General features: G+C 59.6%; 17 protein-coding genes and 3 pseudogenes. 17 read left to right on the forward strand and 3 right to left on the reverse strand.

The annotated features are described in order from the left end of the window. Positions 1 to 75 precede the first annotated feature (75 nt). The gene (locus G455_RS0113605) at positions 76 to 1953 is read left to right on the forward strand and encodes a site-specific integrase (protein ID WP_154664385.1); all 1878 of its coding nucleotides are present in this window, start codon (positions 76 to 78) and stop codon (positions 1951 to 1953) included. Positions 1954 to 2164: 211 nt separating this feature from the next. Here the strand turns inward: G455_RS0113605 and G455_RS0113610 are convergent, their stop codons facing one another. After that, positions 2165 to 2458: a hypothetical protein gene (locus tag G455_RS0113610; protein WP_028094214.1), complete on the reverse strand. Its 294-nt coding sequence runs from the start codon at positions 2456 to 2458 to the stop codon at positions 2165 to 2167. 416 nt (positions 2459 to 2874) lie between these two features. Here G455_RS0113610 and hxsB point away from each other — a divergent pair, with 416 nt between their 5' ends. From hxsB to G455_RS26810, 10 genes and pseudogenes are all read left to right on the forward strand, one after another. After that, positions 2875 to 4239, forward strand: a complete 1365-nt coding sequence (gene hxsB / locus G455_RS24090) for a His-Xaa-Ser system radical SAM maturase HxsB (RefSeq protein ID WP_268246083.1) — start codon at positions 2875 to 2877, stop codon at positions 4237 to 4239. After that, positions 4236 to 5315 carry a His-Xaa-Ser system radical SAM maturase HxsC gene (gene hxsC, locus G455_RS0113625; protein ID WP_028094216.1) on the forward strand — a complete coding sequence of 360 codons (1080 nt, stop codon included), beginning with the start codon at positions 4236 to 4238 and terminating at the stop codon, positions 5313 to 5315. Before hxsB ends, hxsC begins: the two co-directional genes overlap by 4 nt. After that, positions 5312 to 5848 (forward strand): His-Xaa-Ser repeat protein HxsA, encoded by a 537-nt coding sequence (hxsA, locus tag G455_RS26045; protein WP_035366751.1) that lies wholly within the window; start codon positions 5312 to 5314, stop codon positions 5846 to 5848. Before hxsC ends, hxsA begins: the two co-directional genes overlap by 4 nt. Then, positions 5823 to 6221 (forward strand): TIGR03982 family His-Xaa-Ser system protein, encoded by a 399-nt coding sequence (locus G455_RS0113635; RefSeq protein ID WP_229861793.1) that lies wholly within the window; start codon positions 5823 to 5825, stop codon positions 6219 to 6221. The genes hxsA and G455_RS0113635 overlap by 26 nt, the downstream gene beginning before the upstream one ends. Further along, positions 6205 to 7002, forward strand: a complete 798-nt coding sequence (locus G455_RS24100; protein WP_229861792.1) for a cytochrome c peroxidase — start codon at positions 6205 to 6207, stop codon at positions 7000 to 7002. The genes G455_RS0113635 and G455_RS24100 overlap by 17 nt, the downstream gene beginning before the upstream one ends. A 36-nt stretch (positions 7003 to 7038) precedes the next feature. Further along, positions 7039 to 8253 (forward strand): IS256 family transposase, encoded by a 1215-nt coding sequence (locus G455_RS0113645; protein ID WP_028094219.1) that lies wholly within the window; start codon positions 7039 to 7041, stop codon positions 8251 to 8253. A 41-nt stretch (positions 8254 to 8294) separates the two neighbouring features. Then, positions 8295 to 8768 carry a cytochrome-c peroxidase gene (locus G455_RS24105; RefSeq protein WP_189658350.1) on the forward strand — a complete coding sequence of 158 codons (474 nt, stop codon included), beginning with the start codon at positions 8295 to 8297 and terminating at the stop codon, positions 8766 to 8768. Beyond that, a complete protein-coding gene (locus G455_RS0113655) occupies positions 8765 to 10348 on the forward strand; it encodes a cytochrome-c peroxidase (protein ID WP_028094220.1) in 1584 nt (527 codons plus the stop codon). The genes G455_RS24105 and G455_RS0113655 overlap by 4 nt, the downstream gene beginning before the upstream one ends. Positions 10349 to 10417: 69 nt before the next feature. Further along, positions 10418 to 10519, forward strand: a pseudogene (locus G455_RS26050) (transposase); the annotation flags it as partial. Between the two features lie 132 nt (positions 10520 to 10651). Further along, positions 10652 to 10777, forward strand: a pseudogene (locus G455_RS26810) (integrase core domain-containing protein); the annotation flags it as partial. Positions 10778 to 10844: 67 nt separating this feature from the next. Here G455_RS26810 and G455_RS26815 read toward each other — a convergent pair. Beyond that, a pseudogene (locus tag G455_RS26815) lies at positions 10845 to 10967 on the reverse strand (ATP-binding protein); the annotation flags it as partial. Positions 10968 to 11104: 137 nt separating this feature from the next. Here G455_RS26815 and G455_RS0113665 point away from each other — a divergent pair. Next, on the forward strand, positions 11105 to 11554 hold the full coding sequence (locus G455_RS0113665) for a thiol-disulfide oxidoreductase DCC family protein (protein ID WP_028094222.1): 450 nt from the start codon (positions 11105 to 11107) through the stop codon (positions 11552 to 11554). Further along, positions 11551 to 13173, forward strand: a complete 1623-nt coding sequence (locus tag G455_RS24110; protein ID WP_051312490.1) for an SDR family oxidoreductase — start codon at positions 11551 to 11553, stop codon at positions 13171 to 13173. Before G455_RS0113665 ends, G455_RS24110 begins: the two co-directional genes overlap by 4 nt. An 85-nt stretch (positions 13174 to 13258) precedes the next feature. Here G455_RS24110 and G455_RS26400 read toward each other — a convergent pair whose 3' ends face one another. Continuing rightward, on the reverse strand, positions 13259 to 13600 hold the full coding sequence (locus G455_RS26400; RefSeq protein ID WP_028094223.1) for a hypothetical protein: 342 nt from the start codon (positions 13598 to 13600) through the stop codon (positions 13259 to 13261). Positions 13601 to 13809: 209 nt separating this feature from the next. Here G455_RS26400 and G455_RS0113680 point away from each other — a divergent pair, with 209 nt between their 5' ends. The 4 genes from G455_RS0113680 to tnpC all read left to right on the forward strand — a co-directional run bounded on the left by G455_RS0113680 (position 13810) and on the right by tnpC (position 20264). After that, entirely contained in the window at positions 13810 to 17415 is a 3606-nt protein-coding gene (locus G455_RS0113680; protein WP_028094224.1) for a YobI family P-loop NTPase, read from the forward strand. A gap of 506 nt (positions 17416 to 17921) precedes the next feature. Beyond that, positions 17922 to 18296 (forward strand): transposase, encoded by a 375-nt coding sequence (locus G455_RS26405; protein WP_035366754.1) that lies wholly within the window; start codon positions 17922 to 17924, stop codon positions 18294 to 18296. Then, positions 18293 to 18646 carry an IS66 family insertion sequence element accessory protein TnpB gene (tnpB, locus tag G455_RS26410; protein WP_028094226.1) on the forward strand — a complete coding sequence of 118 codons (354 nt, stop codon included), beginning with the start codon at positions 18293 to 18295 and terminating at the stop codon, positions 18644 to 18646. Before G455_RS26405 ends, tnpB begins: the two co-directional genes overlap by 4 nt. A 79-nt stretch (positions 18647 to 18725) precedes the next feature. Then, positions 18726 to 20264: an IS66 family transposase gene (tnpC, locus tag G455_RS0113695; RefSeq protein ID WP_028094227.1), complete on the forward strand. Its 1539-nt coding sequence runs from the start codon at positions 18726 to 18728 to the stop codon at positions 20262 to 20264. The last annotated feature ends 16 nt before the right edge of the window (positions 20265 to 20280 follow it).

The raw sequence follows: 20280 nt of genomic DNA on the forward strand, positions 1-20280 counted from the left end.
GCACAGTGTAGCACAGCACTGTAGCACAAGTTTCCAAATTTCGGGTCGCTCGTCTCCATCAATGGAGGCTGCCTCGTGGCGTCAACCCCTTCGCTGTTTCTTCGCGGTACCGTCTGGAGCTGGCGTCGCCGCGTCCCTGAGTTTTCCACACAAAACAGACACTGGCAGCTGTCTTTGCGCACCACCGAGCGGTCGATCGCGCGTATCATCGCCCGCAGACTGAACTATGAGTGCGACCGGATGCTTGATGCGATCTCTACGGGAAAACTGACACCCGCCCAGGCCAAGGCCTGGCTCAGCAATGTCATTCGTACAGAACTCGATCGGATCGAGCGCCAACGGATGGTGTCTCGGCTGGATCCTGTGGGCACGGCGGAAGAAGACCAACGCTACGATTGGGCGACTGCACGCGCCTGGCGCCATCTGGCGACGACGGGGCTTCACCCGACCCTGTCGGAAAAGGCGCGTCAGAGCGCCTTGAGTGAAGGCGCGAGCCCGCAGGAGTTGACGACGCTGGAAACCATGCTCGACCTGCTCTCTCGCGATGTCATGTCCGAAGCCGGGGTGAACAAGATGCATCGCGCCGCTCGGGACTGCATTCAGGAAGCCATCGGGGAGAGCATCACGCCATCCACGATGATGACTCTGCAGCTCCGCCAAATGCTGCTCGCGGGCAAGGCCGCAGCATGGGAAGCCGCGGAAGGTCGTGAAGACCCGAGCCTGGAGCAGGCCCGCGCGCTGGCCTTTGCCATGGTGAACGAGTCCGACGCACCGGAAGCCCCGACCTCGCCCCCGGAAACAGACCGGCCCGACTGCGCAGCACCGAGAGAACCCGTACGGAACGCCACGCCTCCGGCGCCCGGCCCGCAAACACATAAATTCACCTACGATCCCAATCTCATCCAGCTCGTCGAGCGCATCAATGACGAGAAAGATCGCGACCACATCAAGGAAGACACGCGCAGACAACTGGCCTCTCAAGCACGGCTTTTCATCAGCACAACCGGGGTCACTGACGTCACCGACATTACCCAAGCGCACCTGAAATACTACAAGTCCGTCCTCCAGCGCCTCCCGAAAAGTTACGGGAAAAGCGCCAAGGATGCAGATCGCAGCGTCGAAGACCTTCTCGCGCGCGCAGCCGACCTGCCCGAAGACAAGGTTGGCTTGTCGCCACGCACCATCAACGGCCACCTCGATCGGTTCTCGCTGATCTTCCGGGTTGCCCGGAGCGAGAGCCTGAAAATCTCTGACGATATCCAGCTTAGTCTGCTGCGGGTTCCGGAAACCAAGCGCAACCGGGACAAGCGCGAGGCTTTTGCCCTGCCCGAACTACAGCAGGTGTTTCGGCATCCGATCTGGACCGGGAGCAGTAACCACAAGCGCCGCCATGTTCCGGGAAAGACCGTCCTGAAAGATGGTCTCTACTGGGGGCCGCTCATGGCAGCCTACAGCGGGGCACGACGCGAAGAGGTTCTGGCGCTCGAGCCCGAAGACTTCACCATTGTGGACGAAATCCCCTGCTGCCACATCCGTAACAATGCGCATCGCGGCGTGAAGACGCTATCCTCTGTACGCTTGGTGCCGATCCATTCGCACCTCATCGACCTAGGCTTCCTTCGCCACGTAGAGGAAATGCGCAAGCGCGGCGCAGCTGCGATCTTCCCGGAACTTATTCCGGAAAACGAGAGCCAGTCCTTCGGTGACAAGCTTCACTACAATTGGAGCAAGGCCGTCGGCTTGCAGCTGGAGGGCAATCCCCGCAGGCTCTGCTTCCACTCACTCCGGCACTATGTGATCACCCATCTGAAACAGCTGCCCGAGGTCACGGACAAGCAGCGCAGGGATCTTGTAGGGCACAGCGGGAAAGATGTGCATGACGAGCAGTACGACGAGGCTACCTCGATGCCCATCATGCGCGGAGTGGTCGAACAGCTTCCCCGCATGTTCTGAGGCAACGCTGATCGCCTAGCGGCGTGGTGCAAACTGGGAAGAGATCACACGCCAAGTGTACCAGGATCATCACCCAGCTCGGACTCTGTCTCAGCAGCCGCGGATGACCACCGCTCCCCGGCAGGCCCCACAAGCCCAACATCTCCAGGGCCGAACACCCGAGGGTGCCAGCCCTCGCCCACGCCCTGCGCCTGGCTTGCCGCGAGGCCGATCAACGCCCCGAGGCGACGGGCAGGTTCAGCGCCTCCACCATCGCCCTCTGCTGGTGCAGTACCTCGTCGAGCTTCGCTTCCATCGCGGACTGCTGCATCCTGATCGCCAGGATCTCCTCGAACAGCCGCTCGATCAGCACAGCCTTCCCACCCTCGCCCGTCTCGAGGAGCCTGTGCAACTCGAGCAAATATTCCACGTCCTCTCCGGTCTTCATCGTGCGGTCCTGCAGAAAATCCGCAGTTTTTCGGAACCCCAGCAGCAGACCCGCGAAGGATGTTCTCTTCTCCGGCATGAGGCAATCTCCCCTTTCCAAGCCAGTGGTCGAAGATGGCGCCGTTTCCGAAGAGCAGCAGCCAGTTTGCGTAGCGCTTCTTCAGCGCGGCGACTTCTTGAAAGAGCGTGAACTGCTTTGCGAGCGCCCCAGGCCTCAGATCGTTGGAGATCGCCCGAGCTCCCAAGCGTGTGCTGTCGGGAAGTCGCAACTCAATCTCTTGGTGTTCCTTCGTTGACTCTTTGACCTCGACACCGAACAGCGGGAGACGAGGCGCAAGCATGGCAGCGAATGCCCCCATATCGGTTGGCTGGCCGGTCCTCAGACAATCATCCATGACCTCCAAGGCATGCGCCGACTCGTCCGACGCCCCAGCTTTCTTCCGGCGATGGAACAGCCCTGCCCGAGGCCAGCGTCCGTAGTGTTCCGATCAGCGTATCTTCATGGCTGACGACTCAGGAAGCTACTTCATGGCAGACCGGGCATTCGTCGACCGCTATGCCCGCGACGAGCTGAACCGGTTCGATACCGATTTTCTTGTTGAGATGGGTCAAGCTTTTCGCCATGTCGGGGAACTTCCGCATACGGCTTTTCTGACGAGATGGGCGCAGCGCCAGCATGTCGGCGGTGGGTCCGCATATGTCATCCTCATCCCGACGCTGCGATGCGATCTGAAATGCTCGTATTGCCAGGTATCCCGGGCGCCTGTGGCGGCCAAGGGATTTGATTGGGACGACGAAACACTGGCCCAGGTACTGACCTTTCTCGATGCCCTGCCAGTCGACGAGATCCAGATCGAATTTCAAGGTGGTGAGCCCTTACTCAGGCTCGATCATTTGAAGACCGTCACCGAATTCGCCAGGCGGCGGTTTCAGCGGGTGCGCTTCGTGGTTTGCACCAACCTTCAGACGCTCGACGCGGATATTCTTGCCTTCCTTGCTAATGAGGATGTTCTGATCAGTACCTCGCTAGACGGCCCACATCAGCTCCATACAAGAAACCGGACAGGGACTGCTGAACTGACGCAGGCATTTCATAGAAATCTCGCCCAGGCACTCGATTTGATCGGGCCTTCTCGCGTGTCCGCCTTGCCAACCATCGACATGGAATGTCCCCCAAAACCGGAGGACCTCATCGCGGCATATGAGGACTTTGGATTCACGTCTCTCTACCTGCGCCCAGTCAACTATCAGGGCTTCGCGCGAAAGAGCCACCCCTCCGCCCGGACATCGCAGAGCTGGACCGCCTATTACCGGAATTTCGTCTATACCCTGATTTCCCACAACGCGCGCACGGGCCGGACGATGGAAGAGTTTTACCTTGCGCATTGCTTGCGGAGGATCCTCGCGCCCGGGGCCGACAGCCACACCGATTTGAGAAACCCTAACATTCCCACAGGCACCAATGCCGTCATCGACTTCGACGGGCAGATCTACCCCAGCGACGAGGCCCGTATGCTTGCGCGCATCCGTCAAGTTGATCTGTCGGTCGGCGACGTAGCCAACGGCCTCGACCACGAGAAGCTCGCACTGATCGCGCCGAGCCACATTAACAATTTTGACCCCGACTGCATTCACTGCCCGTATCAGCCTTTTTGCGGAACGGACCCAATTGATGATCTATCGCGCAATGGCCGGATCGACATACCTCGGCACGAGAGCTGGTTCTGCCAGCGGCACCTGGCAGTGTTCGATCTCGCGGTCGAGCTTCTCTACAGTGAGGATCCCGCGGTCGACTTCAGCCTGTGCCACTGGCTTGGGCTTGAAACACTCCCGGATGCCCTGAGACCGGCTATCTCATGATCCCATTGCGCCTCAGATCGGAATGCAGCCGCTCTCTTGCACCCTTCGTGGTCAGGATTTCGTACGGCGCGGGTAATGGGGAGAACGAAGCCTCGCTATCACACGAGGAACCGGGGCTCCTCGATTACCAGGCCAAACCCGGAGATTTCCGTGTCCGTGGTGTCACACATGAAGACATCACTGGAGACGTTCTGCTGATTGATCCGCAGCGGCAGATCGCCCATCGGCTGATCAGAGCAGCCTCACCGCACAACACCTTCTTGATCACCGAGCAATGCGATCAGCTGTGCCTCATGTGCTCCCAGCCGCCCAAGACGCATCACGAAGACATGTTCGCGCATTTCCTAACGGCAGCTCAGCTTGCACCATCGGCCGCACAGATCGGCCTTTCCGGTGGAGAGCCGTTGCTCCATAAGGAAGCGCTGTTCGGTTTCATTGATGCTGTGGCTGCTAAGCGGAGCGATCTGAGCTTCCATATTCTCACCAACGGTCAGCATTTCGAAATCAGTGATCTGCCATGGCTCCGCAAGCATCGGAGTCGGCTGCTCTGGGGCGTCCCGATCTATTCCAACGTCCCGGCTGTACATGATGAAATCGTCCGGAAGCCCGGTGCCTTTGCGCAGCTATCCGACAACCTCTCGCTCCTCGGTCTTGCCGGTGCCGCACTGGAACTGCGCACGGTTGTCATGAAACAGAACGCAACAGGTCTTCTCCGGCTTGCAGACTTCATCTCGCGTCATTTGCCCTTCGCGGCGACATGGGCCATCATGCAGATGGAACGCATAGGCTACGGCCGGATGAACTGGAGCCGTTGCTTTTTCGACAGCAGCGAGGACTTCACGGAGCTGGGTGCGGCCATCGACCTGATGCGCGCGCGCCGCCAGAGTGTCACACTCTACAATTTTCCGCTCTGTACAGTGCCCACGGCATTTCGCGAACACGCCGCACAGTCGATATCCGACTGGAAACAAAAATATCTCAAAGATTGCGAACCCTGTAGCATGCGGTCCCGCTGCGCCGGATTCTTTGAGTGGTATCGGGAGGAGGACGGCTTCATGGGGATACATCCGCAATGAAGAAACTTGCGAAATTTGCCATCACACTCGCCGCGGCCGGCTATCTACCACAGGCTACTCAGGCGACAGTGGCACTTCCATCGCTCGACCAAGATGATCACAAGTCCAGCCCCCTGTTCCAGCTCCTTCGCGGAGAACACAAGTATACCCTTGCAGGGCATAGATCGCACTCTAGTCACGGCTCGCATGGCTCTCATGGCAGCCATCGCTCCTCCTCGGGCGGCGGCTATTCAGGTGGCGGGACATATCGTCCGACAGCCCCGTCGAGCAACAGTACTCCCCCTGCATCCGTGATGCCGCGCGCATCCCAAGCACCGAAAACGCTGCCAGGCAACTCTGCAGCCTTTATGAACATTGTTAAACGTGTTCAGACCGCGCTCTACACCTATGGCTATTACACTGGCGCGATTGATGGAATCGTCGGAACCGGCACAAAGGCCGCAATCAGCAAGTTCCAGAAGGACTGGGGACTGAAAATTACTGGCACCATCACCCCGGAGGTTCTGGATGCGCTCAATATCGTTGCGAAATAAGGCGATTGAGTTTGCATTGGTCTTTGCGGGAGGCGTGGTGGTTGGCCAAATCATTCCACCCGTGTGGAAATGGGCAGTGATCACCCTTGCGGCACCTTCCTATCAAGAGGCGACCTATCGCTGTGATCGCTCGATGCGCGCGCATCTCCTGGCCAAACAGAAGGTCGAAGCGGAGCCGTCCGAGCAGACCGTTCGGGACCTTGAGGCAAGCGAGATCGCTCTGATCGATTGCCAGGATTACGACCTGCTCCGGAAACGCCTGATCCTTTTCGGCCTCGACGAGAATGCCCTGGGATACATGGCTCTAAAAGCCATAGAGGCGAAAGCAACAGATTTGCAGGATGTGATCGAAATACATGAAATTCGCTACTAGGATTGTGCTAGCACTTGCAATTTTCAGCGCGGCACCCGCGATCGCGGAATCCATGCGAGAGGCCGTTCTGCGGAAGGCCGCTCTCGATAACGGCTTGCGGCCCGCCGAGGAGCTCTGGCCAGAGTTCGAGCCTAAGAAGGCGGCGGTCGGAAAGCTCCTATTCGAAAGTGAATTGCTCTCGCTGACACGGAACGTCTCTTGCCGCAGTTGTCATCTGGATGAGTTTGGATCCGCGGACGGCTTGCCGCTGGGGCATGGCGCTGGCGGCGTTGGCTCCGGTGTCGATCGTATGAAGAGCCCTGCCGGGCTTCTCTCTCGCAATGCGCTAGCGCTCTGGGGACGTGGTGGGATCGGATATGATGTCTTCTTCTGGGATGGCCGCGTGGATGCAAGCTCAGGCGAGGTGCAGAGCCAGTTCGGAGCGACAGCTCCCTCCGATGACCCGCTGGTGGTGGCTGCCCATCTGCCTACGGTGGAGTTTCGCGAGATGATCGGGGAAAGCGATGACACCGAATGGCTGCGCCAGGGCGATGTCACCGCAGCCGCAAAGGTTCACGGAGAGATTGCCAGACGCATCAGGGCCAAGCCGGGAATCGCCGCTCCAATGGCTGAGGCTTTCGATCTCGAAGTAGCGCAGCTGACCTACCTGCAGATCGCAGAGGCGATCGCCGCTTTCATTCGTTCCGAGTTCCGGCTGCGTGATACGAAGCTGCATCGGTTCGTGTTCGACGGCGAGGAGCTGACCGATCAGGAACGAGAGTGTCCGACCTTTTGTGTATGATTGATCCGGTTCATGCTTCACCAAAAGGAAGCATGAATGACCATCTCGAAAGAAATCCTGGACGAACTGCTCAAGGGCGTTGATCGCCCTGAGGACTTGCTCGGCGATGCCGGGCTGATGAAAGAGCTGAAGATCAAGCTCATGGAACGGATGCTGGGTGCGGAACTGACCGCGCATCTTGGCTATGAAGATGGCGAGAGCGCACCGCCAACCCAACTCAACCGCCGCAACGGCACATCGGCTAAAGTGCTGAAGGGGCAGGACGGGGAATTGCCGGTAGCGATCCCCCGTGACCGCGATAGCAGCTTCGAGCCGGAACTGGTGAAGAAGGGCCAGACCCGGATCGACGGTATGGATGACAAGATCATCGGGCTCTACGCCGCCGGTCTGACGGTGCGGGACATCCAGGCGCATCTGCTCGACCTCTACGGTCTGAGGGTGTCGCCCGACCTGATCAGTCGGGTCACCGACGCGGTGCTGGACGAGGTTCGGGAATGGCAGAGCCGCGCGCTGGACCGGATGTATCCCATCGTCCTTTTCGACGCGCTACGGGTGAAGATCCGGGATGCCGACAGCCGGACGGTCAAGAACAAGGCCGTCTACGTCGCTCTTGGCGTCACTCGCGATGGCCAGCGTGAGGTTCTGGGCCTGTGGATCGCCGAGAACGAAGGTGCCAAATTCTGGCTCTCGGTGATGAACGAACTGAAGAACCGGGGGCTGCAGGACATCCTGATCGCCGTCGTGGATGGTCTCAAGGGCTTCCCGGAGGCGATCACCGCCGCCTTTCCGGAGGCCATGGTTCAGACCTGCATGGTGCATCTGGTGCGCCATTCTCTGAACTTTTGTTCCTGGAAGGACCGCAAGATCGTGGCGGCCGACTTGCGCCGGATTTACAGCGCCCCGAGCGCCGAGATGGCCGAGGCCGAGTTGGATGCCTTCGAGGAGAAATGGGCCGGAAAATACGCCTCCATCGCCCCGGCCTGGCGCAGGACATGGGCCGAGGTGATCCCATTCTTCGGCTTCGATCCGGCGATCCGCAAGATCATCTACACAACCAATGCCATAGAAAGCTTGAACCGCGTGATCCGCAAATCGATCAAGACGCGCGGTTCCTTCCCGACCGACGAGGCCGCGACCAAGCTGATCTATCTCGCAATCCGCAAGTTCGAAAAGGATGGCAGAAATGTTCGGGAATGGTTTGCAGCCCGCAATCAGTTCGCCATAATGTTCGGCGAGCGCTTCGACGCTTGAGTATCTGAAACCGCATGGGCCGGGAAAGATACACAGAGTTCATGACACTCCCTCAGGAACTGGCCGGCGGCCTACTTTTCTACGGGCGCGGGCAGTGCGCTTCCTGCCACTCAGGGCCCTATTTCTCGGACCTCGAGTTTCACGCCATCCCGTTCGCACAATTCGGTTTCGGCTTCAACGGCTTCGGAATCGACTACGGGCGATACAATTTCACCCAAGCCCCGGAAGACCGCTATGCCTTCAGGACACCCCCACTCTTCAATGTCACGAAGACTGCGCCTTATTCCCACTCAGGAGTGGAACCAGACTTGTCAGGGGCCATCCGTGCCCACGTTGATCCCTTGGCAAGGATCGACACCAGCAAGCTGTCACCACTGGATCGCGCAGAATTCTACCAGAAGATTGCGCGATGGTCACGGGAGCCTAGCTATGCGGTCGAGCTCAGCGAGCAGGAGATTTCATATCTCGTCGCGTTTCTATCCTCGCTCGAATTTGAACCGGAGACGGCGCAGTGAAGCCGGAGCGTCAGCTCCCCTCACTCAGCATCCTCTTCCGAATTGCCATGATCGGCATCGGATTGTCCTTACCAGTCTGGCTCTACCTTGCCGAACTGCACCCGCGTCTTCTACTGCACACGCATGAGGCAGGTTACCGGGCCTTGGCCGCCGGTTGTGCTCAGGCCGTGCATGCAACGGAAACGGCCACCGAGGCGGCGGATCGCATGACGCCTACGCAGGCGTCTCGCCTGGATCGGGCTCTCGAGATCGGGCGTCTTCCCTGCAAGAGCTACGCCACGCTGAAAGAACATCTCCTTTCGCAGGGCGTATCTCAGCATGCCCTAGCGGCACTATACCTCTCGGCGAGTTCCGATCCGACTTACCCAGATCTGCGCAATGGCGGTGTTAGCGCAGAGAATCTAGATGCCCAATTGCGCTTCGTGATTGAGCGGCTCGCGCTCTCCCCACTTCCGTTGAAGGACTACGTGCGGGACCCGAAGTTCCGGCTCGGCGAGAAACTGTTCCATGACCCGCTTCTGAGCGGACATGGGGATCGCACCTGTGCAACCTGCCATAGAATCGAGCTTGCTACTACGGATGGCGCGGCACTTGAGCCCCGATTGGATGTGTCGTCATATCTGCGCCCCGAGATCCCGGCGCGCAACGTGCCTGATCTCTGGAACCGAGATCACAATGATGTCTCTACCATGTTATGGGACGGACGGCTCGAGGTAACGATAGCCGCTGATCGGGGCGGGCTTGAAGCGCCCGAGGATCTCGCCACGACCGGGTTCGAGAATCTGATGGCGCTTCAATCGGTGCGTCCGGTCTTTATTCCGGCAGAAATGCTAGGAGAACCAGGATCCTCCAATGATCTCGCGCCCGAGCCAAATGCCTCCTTGTCACCTGAAGATGTACTGGCGCGCGTCGCGCCAATTCTCTTCGCCCAAGAGGTCGAAAGTGCCGCTTCGGAGGCAGACTATCAGGCCCTGTTTCGCGACAGCTACGGCCTGATGGCCGCGGACGAGGTTCGCCCTTCCCACCTCGGGAATGCCCTCGCGCACTATATCGAGATCGAATTTCAATCTCGGGACACACCTTGGGATCACTATCTTGCGGGCGATATGACCGCATTGACCGAAGACCAGAAACGCGGCGCGCTCCTGTTCTACGGCATCGGAAAATGCGCGACCTGCCATAACGGCGACGTATTCAGTGACTTCGGATTTCATTCAATCGGCGTTCCGGAGCTCCGAGAAGATAAGGATTTCGGCAGGTTCTACGCGACAAGAGAGCTGGGAGATCGCTTTCTTTTCCGGACGCCGCCCCTCAGAAACGTGACGCTGACTGCCCCATATTTTCACAATGGCAGCGCCAAGACGCTCGTCGAGGCCATTCAGCAGCATCTCAACCCCTACCGTTTCGCCCATGACTATGCCGACAGCGGAGCGCATCTCATGGAGCCGGCGGAAGTGAAAGCGATTTCTCCTGTCCTGTCCGCAACAACACGGCTGACAGACGAACAAGTTCTTCATTTAACAAGCTTTCTCTCATCCCTGGAGGATTCCAGCGCGACCGCCGCTCCCGATTCAGAGTAGCCGGTGACCTGCTCCCCTGAAAAGTCCGCGGTTTGAAGTTAGCCTGTTCTCCACACGAGGAGACAGACAATGCGGAAGAGCCGATTCAGCGAAGAGCAGATCATAAGCATCTTGAAGGAACACCAAGCCGGAGTGGGCGCCAAGGAGCTCTGCCGGAAGCACGGCATCAGCGTAAGCATCCGGCGTAGGCCGCGGTCATGCTGCGCGTCTGCGTTCAGATGGCAGCCAATTCCACGGCAGAAGGTCTGGCGCCCGTGAGGCCGTTGTGTTGGGGAGCCTGGCGAGGACGTTACAGGCGTCGAGCTGATCGCGGCTTGGCACAACGACTACAACCATCACCGCCTCCACACGAGCCTCGAAGGGCTCACCCCGTGGGAGTATCACCAACGGTCAGTAGAGAACCAAACCCTGAACAGAGCGAACCAATAAACGCGGACTCTACGGGGAGCGGGTCAGTGAGCATGTCGCGCCATTGGTCCGAGCGGCAATGGCGAACCGGGCCGAGGGCGATGACATTCTCGCGCTGCGCGATCCATTTCCCGCGGGCGAGTTCCAGGACCTGCATCTTGTTGAGCTTGGGGATCGCCTTGAAGTCGAAGCTGTCGAGGCTCTTGCTGGCCGCAGTTTGTGAATCATCTCGGCGCACGCGATGTCTTCAGGCATCGTTGCAAACGACAGCGATTTCCCCCATCACTCTGATGAGAGTAGATTTCCGGAGCCTGGAGGCTGGAAATGGACGTACAGCGTGACAGGAGCATGTCGAAACCATTCTCCTTCCGCGACGACCCGCAGGTCCCGACTTTCGACGACGGATCACCGCTGGCCGTGATGGATGCGGAATGTGCAATCTGTAGCTGGGGCGCGCGCATGATCCATCGCCTGGATCGGGGACAGTCCGTGCGCATCTGCCCGATCCAGACGCCGCTCGGCACCGCGCTCTTGCGCCACTACGGGCTCCAGCCGACAGACCCCTCCAGCTGGCTGTTCATTGACGCGGGCGTCGCCCATCAGGACTTCGAGGCGGTCGTTCATGCCGCCCGACAGTTCGGAGGATGGGGGCGATTGGCCACTGTGCTGCTGCTCCTGCCCCGGCCGATGCGGGACTGGCTCTACCGACGCCTTGCCCGGAACAGATACGCCCTGTTCGGGCGGGGTGACATGTGCGCGCTTCCCGATCCCGATTTTCAGAAGCGTCTGCTCCGGTGAATATTCTGCTCGTTGGTGGATACGGCGTTTTCGGCGCGCGGCTTGCGCGCCTGCTCGTCGCCGACGCCCATGACGTCTGCATCGCCGGACGGAGCCTGGAAAAGGCCCGGGCCTGCGCGCAGGATCTGGGCTGTCGGAGCATCAGGTTTGATCGTGCGGACAGCCTCTATGCGCTTGAAGGATATGATGTCGTCATTGACGCCGCGGGCCCATTCCACGCCTACGGAGACGACCCGTATCGCCTTGCCCGCGCGGCCATTGCGGCAAGGGTCCATTACCTCGACCTCTCTGACAATGCCGATTTCTGCGCCGGCATATCCGCCCTGGACACCGAGGCGAGGGCGGCCGGGCTGTGCGTGTTGTCCGGTCTCTCTTCCGTGCCCGCGCTGTCCTCTGCCGCCGTGTGTGCCCTTGCCGGTGACGATGTTCCCACTGTGATCGACACGGCGATCCTGCCGGGCAACCGCGCGCCGCGCGGCTTGTCCGTCATGCAGTCGATCCTGTCCCAGGCGGGGCGTCCCATGCCGGTCTGGAGCGGCAACAGATGGGAACGGGCCTACGGATGGTCGGAGCCAGCGGACTACACGCTTCCGGGGGGACTGGTCCGGCAGGGCTGGCAGATCCAGGTGCCGGACCAGCGCCTGTTTCCTGCCCATTTCGGTGCGGAGACGGTCAGGTTCCGGGCCGGGCTGGAGCTGGCCGTCATGCGCTACGGGCTTGCCGTGTTCGCGGCCCTGCGCCGGGTGTGTCCTCTTCCTGTGACCCCGTCTGTTGTCCGCCTGTTCAAGTTATTGGCCGATTTGCTGGCGCCGTTCGGCAGCGGCCGGGGCGGAATGTCCGTTTCGGTCACCACGCGCCACGAGACCCGCAGCTGGCACCTGCTGGCCGAAGATGGCGACGGCCCCTTCATCCCGGCCGTAGCGGCCCGCGCCCTGTTGCGCCGTGCCGATCTGCCGGTCGGTGCAGGCCCCGCTCTCGAGGCGATCACCCTGGCGGAGGCGGAAGCTGCGATGGCGGACCTTCGCGTGGTCACAGAGCGTGTCGTTGTCCCGACGTCCCCCATCTTCCCGCGTGTGCTGGGTCCTGAATTCGATGCGCTGCCCGAGGAGATCCGGGCAACCCATCTGACGCTCGGCGTCTCACGATGGGAGGGTAGATGCGAGGTCCGTCGGGGCGCGGGCCTCTGGTCCCGGCTGCTCTGCGCGATCTTCCGGTTTCCGCCTGACGCGTCCGATATCCCCGTCGAGGTGACCAAGACGGTCACGCCGCGTGGCGAGACATGGCTGCGAAGGTTCGGCCGGAGCGCGTTCCGCTCCCATCTTTCGGTGGACACGACCGGCCTTCGCGAGAGGTTCGGCCCTTTCAGCTTCTTGATCGGCCTGGAGGTCCGAAATGGCGAGCTCCACTATCCGGTGACCGACGGGCGCATCGGGCCGGTCCGCCTGCCATACTGGCTGCTTCCGGTGTCTATCGCACGCGAGTTCGCTGCTGACGGTAAGTTCCATTTCGATGTCGCGCTGCTGGCCCCGGCGACAAAGGCTCCGCTGGTGCGCTACCGGGGTTTTCTGACTGGCAGGGCGGCAGACGATCCGACGGATCCGCCGTGCGACAACGCTTGATCAGGCCAAGGGCCGCCCCCCTCCACCGACCTGTTCACTTACGACCCAGCGGATGCTCATATGCCCGACAGTCAGAGCATAGGTGTCAAGATGCCCGCAAGACTTCGGCGGGCTGCATTCCCGACAGTCGAACGTCGAGCCACCGAATGTCGCCGTTGAGGTTCTTGGCGGCCGGACCGCAGAATGGCCCAATGAACTTGCCGTAGCGGGCATGCAGAGAGTTCACACTGTGGATGTGATCGCAGCCTGCGGCGACGCGTTTGCCAGGCTTGCCGCCAACCAAGACATGTTCGATACCGCCTGCCGCCGCAACGCGACGTTCGCACCACGCGGCGAGAAGAGCCGGCTCGGGCACGAAGTGCGGGGTGCTGACATTCTCTGCGCCGAGCACGAACGACCGCTTCGCGGGACAAATTGCCTCCGCCATCGTAAATGGTCAATGACTGCAAGCGGGTCAGAGCCCATACAGACTCCCGGTACACCAGGTAGAAATTGGGCGTTTGCTTCGATTGTGGCAAACGGCTATTTTGAGCCCTAAAGCGGGTTGCCTGCTAAAGCTACGCCTTCGACGCCACTGCGGAACTTCCGTCCTTAACGCGCTTAGGATAATATTTCGAGCATGGTAGACAGCCCGGTATGAATAGCAGTCTTATTAAAATCGGCCATTGGATCTCCAATAAGCTCATCGAGACGGCGGAAGCGCTGCGCCGGAGAACCGCTTCGCCCGTTGGGCCAGCGAAATTTGTCGATCTCGCCCCAACTGATGAGGCTGACCAAGGAGGGGCATATTCGGCTGCCTTGAAGTTCGCGACCGACAGTCCGGACGTATCTAACATCGCGCTCACCGGGCCTTATGGCTCTGGCAAGAGCAGCATCATCCGATCGTTTCTGAAGTCCTATCCCCGCCAAGCCCTGCACATCTCTCTCGCCGCCTTCTTACCGGAAGCAAGCGATGAGCGACGTAAGGTGACCAAACAAGAGATTGAGCGAAGTATCCTCCAGCAACTGCTCTATGGCGCAGATGCAAATAAACTGCCGCTCTCGCGTTTCAAGCGTATCCAATCGCCCGGATTTTGGTCGATCTTCCGATCACTCTACATTCTTACCGGACTGCTCGCTCTCTGGCATGTGTTCCACAATCGCGATGCGATTTTTGAGGGATCGTATTTCGAACCCTTCGATCTCACGAACTGGCTCAATATCTCCGTAGCTGTTTTCGCGCTGATCTTTCTCTGGTCTGTAATCCATCACTTCTACGTCGCTAGCTTCGGCGTGGCGCTCAAGAGCATTTCGCTGAAAGACATCGAGATACGGCCGTCTTCGGAGGACCAGGACTCGATCCTCAACCGTCATCTGGACGAGATCGTCTACTTCTTCCAGTCCACGCGTTACGACCTCGTCATCGTGGAAGATCTCGATCGCTTCGAGGATTCCGACATCTTCGTCACCCTTCGCGAGATCAACAGTCTCGTGAACGGTAATGTGGGCGTGAGACGTCGGGTTAGATTCCTCTACGCGCTGCGCGACGACATGTTCGTCAACACCGATCGGACCAAGTTCTTCGAATTCATCATCCCCGTCATTCCGATTATCAACAGCTCGAATTCGATTGACATGGTGCTCGCACAGGGCAAGAGACTGGAGTTGGACGGAAGGCTCGATCAGCAGTTCCTGCGCGAAGTGTCCCGCTACCTAAGCGATCTCAGGCTGATCCATAACATCTTCAACGAGTACGCGATCTACGTCGCCAACCTAGAAACCGATGGTGAGAACGTGCTCGACGCTACGAAGCTTCTCGCCGTGCTGATCTATAAGAATGTCTATCCTAGGGATTTCGAAGGGCTCCACCGTGGCGAAGGGCATCTCGCCGGAATCTTGGGGCGTAAAGACGAGCTCATCGCCGCGCGTGAACAGAGCTATCGATCCGAGATCGCCGAACTCGAACGCGATATCGAAACGGCCGAACAGCAGATTCCGAAGGACCTGCGCGAGCTCAGAAGAATTTTCGCGATGGCCCTTTTCGAGACGCTGCCGGCCAATACTACTGGCGTCGGCAGAACTGCACAGGAGCACATTGCGCTAAACACTTTATCTGAGCGCGAAGATATCGAACAATTCATCACGGCTCCAACCCTTTATTACCACATTTTCAATGCTGGTCGGCGTCAGCACAATAACGCGGCCTTCCAAGAAAGTGTTGCCCCTGAAGCAAGTTATGCCGAACGGGTGCGAAGCATCGAACGCAAGGCGGACACACATAAGAAGGCTGCGCATCGGAGGATCTCCCATCTGAGAAGCGAGATCAAAGCGATCCGCACGAGCAAGTTCAACGTTCTGCTGCGGTCCAGCACGCAAGAAATCGAAGGCCTCTTCAAAAAACTCGGCGACGGCGGTGAACTCGCTCGGTTCCTGCTCTTGGAAGGCTATCTCGATGATAGCTACTACCAGTATACCTCCTTGTTCCACTCTGGACGCCTTTCACCGAACGACAATAAGTTCCTAATACAGATCAGGGCTTTTCACACACCAGAGCCCCTTTTCCCCATCGACAACCCGAGTGAAGTCATCGCAGGAATGAGGGAGGACGATTTCGGCCTGAATTATGCGCTGAACGTCCGGCTCGTCGACGCGCTCTTGGAGAGCGAGGAGCATAAGGAGCGGCTCGGGAAGGTCTTCGCATACCTTTCGAACGAGTTTCCGAACCAGCAAGAATTCTTCGAAGCCTATTACGCGACGGGATCGCACGTTGCCGAATTTTTGAGGCAGCTCGTCGACGCTTGGCGCGGTTTCGTCCCCGCGGCCATTGAGGGCTCCTCCGCAATCTTGCATGTGGCGTGCCTCATCGAACATCTTCCGCCGGCCATGCTGGCTCGCGAGCGCGAGGAGCACCCCGACCTACGGACGTTCGCGGTCGACAATCTCCGGGACATTCTCGACCTCTTGGAGGGGCTGGATCCGGTCAAGCTCAAAGAGTTGCGGATCGAGACGAAGGACCTATCTGCGATCGACGGATATCCGAACGTTGCTCGAAAACTGTACGAATTTGGCCATTACCGCCTGAACGATGCGAACTTGGACTACATCTTCGGCTCTATCCTCGGAGAGGACTCTGGCCCAGACTTACGTAAGCGGCATTACTCTAGGGTTCGAAACTCCGGAGCCGAACCTCTCCTCAACCGGGTGGAAAGCGATTTCTCAGCGTACTTCATGAACGTGCTGTTGGAGATGGTCGAGGACGACGAGGAGGATATCGAAGCGATATTGGCCGTAATGTCTCACGATGAGCTCGACGCCGACGATGTCGAAGCGTTCGTCCTACGACAAACCAAGCGTCTGCCCACACTGGAAGAAGTGCCCGCTCGCTATCAGGCGATGGTGCTCCGTGGGACACAGATTGCTCCTACGTGGTCCAACTGTCTCGCCTTCATTCAGTCTGAAAATTTCGAGGGCGACGCTCTCATCGCCTTCCTTGGCGATGACAAGGTCCGTGACGCTCTTCTGGAAACCCCGATTCCAGAATCCAAAGAAGCATTCCCTCTTCGTCAGTTCCTCATCGATGCAGAGGGCCTCGCGGATATCGTCTATCGTGGTTATATCCAGGCCCTTCCAAGGGAATTCAAGAAGTTCCCGGATGCTATAAGCGCCAGCAAGCGTCGAATACTCATCGAGGAGCGACGCGTCACGTTCAATGCCGAGAATCTAGCTGCGCTTGACGACGAGGTTGATCTTCAAACGGCGTTTGTCGCTCAGAACATCGCCTACTATCTTCGCGACCCCAGTTCGTATTCGATTGACGATGACTTCCGCGAGAGATTGCTTACCACCGATATCTCGGATGACAAAAAACGGGCGGTAATCGCTTTGATGGACTTGAGCGCTCTTCCCAGTCTTCCTGAGCGTGCCGGCATTGTCGGGCCGATCCTGTTGCGGACAAATGGCGCGCTACCTTCACTTACGCCTGATATTGCCAAGGCGGTCATCGTGAACGCTGAGCCAGTAGGCACACAGGTCCAGCTACTCAATCTCCTCCACGAAACGCTCGATAAGAACGAAGTTCGTGATGTCTTGGGACAGCTTCCTTACCCATATTCGAAAATCCAAACCGGATATGCACGTCCAACGCTCAAGAGGACGAATGAAAACAGCGAACTTGTCAGGTGGTTGGATGAGCGCGACATCATCTCTTCGGTAGGAAAACCGTTCTGGTCGAACGATATCATGGTGAATCTATATCGGTCATAGGGTAATCACCCATGGCTTCGCTTCTTTCGCGCTTCCTCTTGACCCCGCGTTTCGACAGTCGGCGGATACATGTGCTAGGGCTGATAGACGATCGGCCGCTTTTGGATGTTCGCGACAATGGTCAGAACGTCCGACATGGGGCGATAGCAGACTTGGCTGTGTTGCCGAACGAACGACCGCTAAGGGCCGATAGCGTCGCTTATGCGCTGGGCCAAACTTCGATCCTGCAGAGGCGGCGAATTGCGCCGTTTGGACAATTTACCTAGTGCCAAGGTTGTCCGTTAGCCACCCATTCCAGAACCCGCGCCAGTCTGCTGAGATCTACCGCATGCTAGAGGACGCACTGCGCCGCCTTGGCCAAATACGCCGCCTTCTAAAACGCCGATAGAAGACTTTTCGTAAGCGCTGTTCCGCTCCCACCTTCCTGCTGAATCCGTAATCTGCGATGCGCCCTTGTGTGGAGATTTGCACGGGAGGTGTCCTTGGGAGTCCATCGGGAGCGCAGTATGGAGGCCGTTGGGTTTGTGGAGCTTCTGGCGGCTCCGGCGGCCAAGCGGCGATGGTCTGACGAGGCGAAGGGCCGGATGGTGGCGGAGACGCTGGTGCCAGGCGTCACGGTGAACGAGGTGGCGCGTCGGCATGGATTGAAGGCCAACCACCTGTCGTCCTGGCGGACGCTGGCTCGGAAGGGCAAGCTGGTGGTGCCTGAGGTTGCGGGGGCAGAGTTTGCAGCGCCCGTGGCGTCTCCGCTGGCGGTCGCGGCAGCGGCAACGACGGCGTCGATTGATCTGATCGTCGGGACGGTGACGGTGCGGCTGAACGCAGCCACGCCTGCGGCACGGGTTGCGGAACTGGCTATGGCGCTGCGGGCCTGCTCATGATCTTCCCGTCGAACCGGGTGCGGATCATGGTTGCCACGAAGCCCATCGACTTCCGCAAGGGTCACGACAGCCTTGCCGCGATGGTGAAGAACGAGCTGCGCAAGGATCCGTTCACCGGAACGGTTTTTGTCTTCCGGGCCAAGAAGGCGGACCGGCTGAAGCTGCTCTACTGGGACGGCACCGGTCTGGTGATGGCCTACAAACGGCTGGAGGAGCACAGCTTCACCTGGCCTGCGGTAAAGGACGGACTGATGGTGATGAACCACGCGCAGTTCGAGGCGCTGTTTGCGGGGCTCGATTGGCGGCGGGTTCGGGCCATCGCGGCGAAGGCCCCCGAAGCCGTGGAATGAGCCGTTCAAGGCTGCGGCAGGATGACTCATCGTGCTCTTTCCAGAGGCATAGGCCATGGCGGTTTGGTAAAACCCGGCCATGCCGAATGCCGCTGATCTGCTTGAAGAAATTGCTGCGCTGAAGGCGATGCTGATCGCCGCGGAAGCGCGCGACCTTCGCAAGGACGAGCGGATCGCGCGGCTGGAAAAGCTGGTCGCGGCCTTCAAGCAGGCGGTCTTCGGCCGGAAATCGGAGAAGAGCAATCCGGACCAGTTCGAGCTGGCGCTGGAAGACCTGGAAACGGCTATGGCAGTGATCCATGCCGAAGAGGATGCCGAGGATCGCGCCGCCAAACGCCCCGCCAAACCGCGTGCCGCCAACCGTGGTGCATTGCCGAAACACCTGCCGCGCATCGAAGAGGTCATCGAGCCGCAGAGTCTGACCTGCGCCTGCGGCGGCTGCCTGCATTGTATCGGGGAAGACGTCTCAGAGCGGCTCGACATCGTGCCCGCCCAGTTCCGTGTCATTGTCACCCGCCGTCCCAAATATGCCTGCCGGTCCTGCACCGATGGCGTGGTTCAGGCGGCGGCCCCTGCGCGGCTGATCCCGGGCGGGATGCCCACCGAAGCCACAGTCGCCCATGTGCTGGTCAGCAAGTATGCGGATCATCTGCCGCTCTACCGTCAGGCCCAGCTCTACAGCCGCCAAGGCGTCGATCTCGACCGCTCCACCCTTGCCGATTGGGTTGGCCGCGCTGCCTTCGAACTCCGCCCCGTCTACGACGCGCTGATGGCGGACCTGAAGCGGTCCACCAAGCTCTTCATGGACGAGACCCGTGTCCCAGTCCTCGATCCGGGGGCGAGAAAGACCAAGACTGGATACTTCTGGGCACTGGCTCGCGACGACCGACCCTGGGGCGGCACGTCACCACCGGGCGTGGTCTTCACCTATGCCCCCGGTCGGGGCGGGCAACATGCCGAGCGGATATTGCAGGGCTTCGGCGGCATTCTGCAGGTCGACGGCTATGCCGGATACAACCGCCTGATCGCAGCGGACAGGATCGGTCCGGGCATCCAGCTCGCCTATTGCTGGGCGCACGCGCGTCGCAAGCTGATCGAGATCACCCGCACCGGATCCGCGCCGATTGCCGAGGAAGGCGTGGCCCTCATCCGCGATCTCTACGCCATCGAGGCCGAGATCCGCGGCAGTGACCCTGTCACCCGCCTGTCCGTTCGGCAGGATCGCTCCGCCCCGATCCTCGCGCGCCTCGATGACTGGCTGACGCCCCATCGCGCCCGGGCCTCGGCTAAGTCCCCATTGGGCGAAGCGCTCACCTATATCGCCAAATACCGCGACGGCCTCGGCCGCTTCCTCACCGATGGCCGCGTGGAGGTCGACAACAACACCGTCGAACGCACCATCCGCCCCATCGCCCTGAACCGCAAGAACGCCCTCTTCGCGGGCCATGACGCCGGAGCCGAAAACTGGGCCACCATCGCCTCGCTCATCGAGACCTGCAAAATGAACGGCGTCGACCCCCACGCATGGCTGTCTGCCACACTCACCGCCATCGTCCAAGGCCACAAGCAAAGCCGGATCAACGACCTGCTCCCGTGGAATTACGCCGCCACCGTGTGATCGGCACACCGCTTAC

It is taken from the genome of Pseudodonghicola xiamenensis DSM 18339 (assembly GCF_000429365.1).
GTDB classification, from domain to species: domain Bacteria; phylum Pseudomonadota; class Alphaproteobacteria; order Rhodobacterales; family Rhodobacteraceae; genus Pseudodonghicola; species Pseudodonghicola xiamenensis.

Bases quoted from the DNA above. Each gene is read 5' to 3' on its own strand.
- G455_RS0113610 (WP_028094214.1), bottom strand. From the start codon at position 2,458: ATGCCGGAGAAGAGAACATCCTTCGCGGGTCTGCTGCTGGGGTTCCGA.
- hxsC (WP_028094216.1), top strand. From the start codon at position 4,236: ATGATCCCATTGCGCCTCAGATCGGAATGCAGCCGCTCTCTTGCACCC.
- hxsA (WP_035366751.1), top strand. From the start codon at position 5,312: ATGAAGAAACTTGCGAAATTTGCCATCACACTCGCCGCGGCCGGCTAT.
- G455_RS0113635 (WP_229861793.1), top strand. From the start codon at position 5,823: ATGCGCTCAATATCGTTGCGAAATAAGGCGATTGAGTTTGCATTGGTC.
- G455_RS24100 (WP_229861792.1), top strand. From the start codon at position 6,205: ATGAAATTCGCTACTAGGATTGTGCTAGCACTTGCAATTTTCAGCGCG.
- G455_RS0113645 (WP_028094219.1), top strand. From the start codon at position 7,039: ATGACCATCTCGAAAGAAATCCTGGACGAACTGCTCAAGGGCGTTGAT.
- G455_RS24105 (WP_189658350.1), top strand. From the start codon at position 8,295: ATGACACTCCCTCAGGAACTGGCCGGCGGCCTACTTTTCTACGGGCGC.
- G455_RS0113665 (WP_028094222.1), top strand. From the start codon at position 11,105: ATGTCGAAACCATTCTCCTTCCGCGACGACCCGCAGGTCCCGACTTTC.
- G455_RS26400 (WP_028094223.1), bottom strand. From the start codon at position 13,600: ATGGCGGAGGCAATTTGTCCCGCGAAGCGGTCGTTCGTGCTCGGCGCA.
- G455_RS0113680 (WP_028094224.1), top strand. From the start codon at position 13,810: ATGAATAGCAGTCTTATTAAAATCGGCCATTGGATCTCCAATAAGCTC.
- G455_RS26405 (WP_035366754.1), top strand. From the start codon at position 17,922: ATGGAGGCCGTTGGGTTTGTGGAGCTTCTGGCGGCTCCGGCGGCCAAG.
- tnpB (WP_028094226.1), top strand. From the start codon at position 18,293: ATGATCTTCCCGTCGAACCGGGTGCGGATCATGGTTGCCACGAAGCCC.
- tnpC (WP_028094227.1), top strand. From the start codon at position 18,726: ATGCCGAATGCCGCTGATCTGCTTGAAGAAATTGCTGCGCTGAAGGCG.